Source organism: Hydrogenovibrio sp. (genome assembly GCF_049975065.1).
Classification (GTDB): Bacteria; Pseudomonadota; Gammaproteobacteria; order Thiomicrospirales; family Thiomicrospiraceae; genus Hydrogenovibrio.
Genome location: NZ_JBNGDN010000055.1, coordinates 3,192 through 5,448 on the forward strand (window position 1 = coordinate 3,192; position 2,257 = coordinate 5,448).

General features: G+C 55.7%; 3 protein-coding genes. All 3 read left to right on the forward strand.

The features are described from left to right. Window positions 1-443, forward strand: a 443-nt coding sequence (locus tag ACP5D0_RS07265; RefSeq protein ID WP_472365000.1) for a DegT/DnrJ/EryC1/StrS family aminotransferase, incomplete at its 5' end; no start/stop codon positions are given. Then, window positions 440-1,102 carry a NeuD/PglB/VioB family sugar acetyltransferase gene (locus ACP5D0_RS07270; RefSeq protein ID WP_472365001.1) on the forward strand — a complete coding sequence of 221 codons (663 nt, stop codon included), beginning with the start codon at window positions 440-442 and terminating at the stop codon, window positions 1,100-1,102. The genes ACP5D0_RS07265 and ACP5D0_RS07270, both read left to right, overlap by 4 nt. A gap of 20 nt (window positions 1,103-1,122) precedes the next feature. Next, window positions 1,123-2,151 (forward strand): N-acetylneuraminate synthase, encoded by a 1,029-nt coding sequence (neuB, locus tag ACP5D0_RS07275; protein WP_472365002.1) that lies wholly within the window; start codon window positions 1,123-1,125, stop codon window positions 2,149-2,151. Window positions 2,152-2,257: the final 106 nt, after the last annotated feature.

Below are 2,257 nucleotides of genomic sequence, written 5' to 3' on the forward strand. Positions count from 1 at the left end.
CCTGGCATTTTGAACATGACGAAGTGGCCTATAACCTACGGATGCCGAATTTAAACGCGGCGCTGGGCGTAGCGCAGCTGCAGAAATTGCCCGCGTTTTTACGCCAGAAACGCGCCCTGGCGCAAGCCTATCGTGAGGTGATTGAGAAAATACCAGGCCTGGTATTTTTTGACGATGATCCTAATTCAGCGCTCGCCTCTTCCAATTATTGGCTGAATGCGGTATTGTGCGCCGATTCAGCCGAGCGGGATGCGCTGTTGCGTGTCACGAACGAACAAAATATTCAAACTCGCCCATTATGGATCCCCATGCATCAGCTGGAAATCTACCAGGCCTGCTTGCGAACCGCCTTGCCGAATACTCAGTGGTTCGCTGAGCGTGTGGTGAACTTGCCCAGCGGTGTGGTGTGCCCAAAGCTTGCGAGCGGGAGGAGCCCGAAATGAAACCAACCCCTTTGTTATTATTAGGCGGCGGCGGCCATTGCGCCGCGGTAGTGGATGTGATTGAAGCCACGCAGGCATTTGAAATTGTTGGTATTATTGAGTCGACACTGGCACCGCCGGAAGCCTTGTCGGGTGATGTGCTGGGGGTTCCGGTGGTGGGCACTGATCGGGATTTAAAATCGCAAATCGGCACCACGCCGAGCTGTCTGGTGACGGTGGGGCAAATGACCACCTCGGCCACACGTGCCCAGCTGTTTCAGCAAGTGCAGCGTTTTGGGGGCGACCTGCCGACGCTGGTCTCGCCCTTGGCGCATGTGGCGGCTTCGGCAAGCCTAGGAGCTGGAACCGTGGTCATGCACCAAGCACTGGTCAATGCCCGCGCCAAGGTCGGCGTCAACTGCATTATCAATTCCAAAGCGCTGGTGGAGCATGATGCGCACATTGGCGATCACACGCATATCTCAACCGGAGCGATTGTCAATGGTGGCGCACGCATTGGGCGGGACTGCATGATTGGCAGTGGAGCCGTCATCAAACAAGGCGTGCAGATTGCCGATCATGTCATTATTGGTGCCGGCGCACGCATTGTGAAAAACATTACCCGACCCGGCTGTTACGTTGATCTCGGGCGCGAGCTGAATCAAGTCATCGGTTTGTAAACCGCAAGGAGGCGGATGCCATGAACGCTGCGCACACCTTTATCATTGCCGAAGCGGGGGTCAATCATAACGGCTGCATCGACCGCGCCAAGCAGTTGATTGAAGCCGCCGCCGAAGCAGGAGCCGATGCGGTTAAATTCCAAACCTTCAAAACCGAAGCGCTGGTGACCGATACCGCGCGCCAAGCCGACTACCAGAGCGAAAACACCGGCGTTGTGGAAAGCCAGTTTACCATGCTCAAACGGCTCGAACTGTCAGAAGCCGACCACTATGCCCTGCTGGAAACTTGCCAGCACCACCGTCTTGAATTCATGTCCACCGCCTTTGATGCCGCCAGCGTCGATTTTCTGCACCGCCTTGGGGTGCAACGCTGGAAAATTCCGTCCGGCGAACTCCTGTCGATACCCTATCTGCGCCAGATTGCACGCTTTAATCAGCCGGTGATTCTGTCCACCGGCATGGGTGACTTGGATGAAGTGCGTTTGGCGGTGGAGACCTTATTAACAGCAGGCCTGGCAAAATCGAATTTAACCATTCTGCACGCCAATACCGCCTATCCGACGCCTTATCAAGACGTGAATTTACGCGCCATGCGCACCTTGGCGGATACGTTTGGGGTGGCCGTTGGTCTGTCGGATCACTCTTTAGGTATTGAAGTGCCGATTGCGGCGGTGGCGCTCGGGGCACAAGTGATTGAAAAACACTTTACCCTCGATAATAGTCTGCCCGGTCCGGATCACAAAGCCAGCTTGGAGCCGGCTGAACTTAAATCCATGGTGCAGGCGATTCGTCATGTAGAGGTCGCCTTGGGAAGCGGGGAAAAAACAGTATCGATCTCGGAAAAAGCCAATGTGTCGGTGGCACGTAAACGCATTGTGGCGACACAAAGCATTGCCGCAGGAAGTGTGTTTTCTGAGCAAAATCTGGGCTTGAAGCGGGGTGAATCCGGCGCGTTTGCCGACCAATGGGATACGGTGGTGGGGGCGGTGGCGCAACGCTCTTATGGTGTGGATGAAGGCGTCGATGCGCCCGTGTCGGAGACGCCATGAGTCGCCCCCCGATCAAAATAGTGGTCGTGACCGCCACCCGAGCAGAGTATGGCTTGTTGTCGCGGTTGATTTCGTTACTGGAAGCCGATGCGGCGTTTGAATGTCT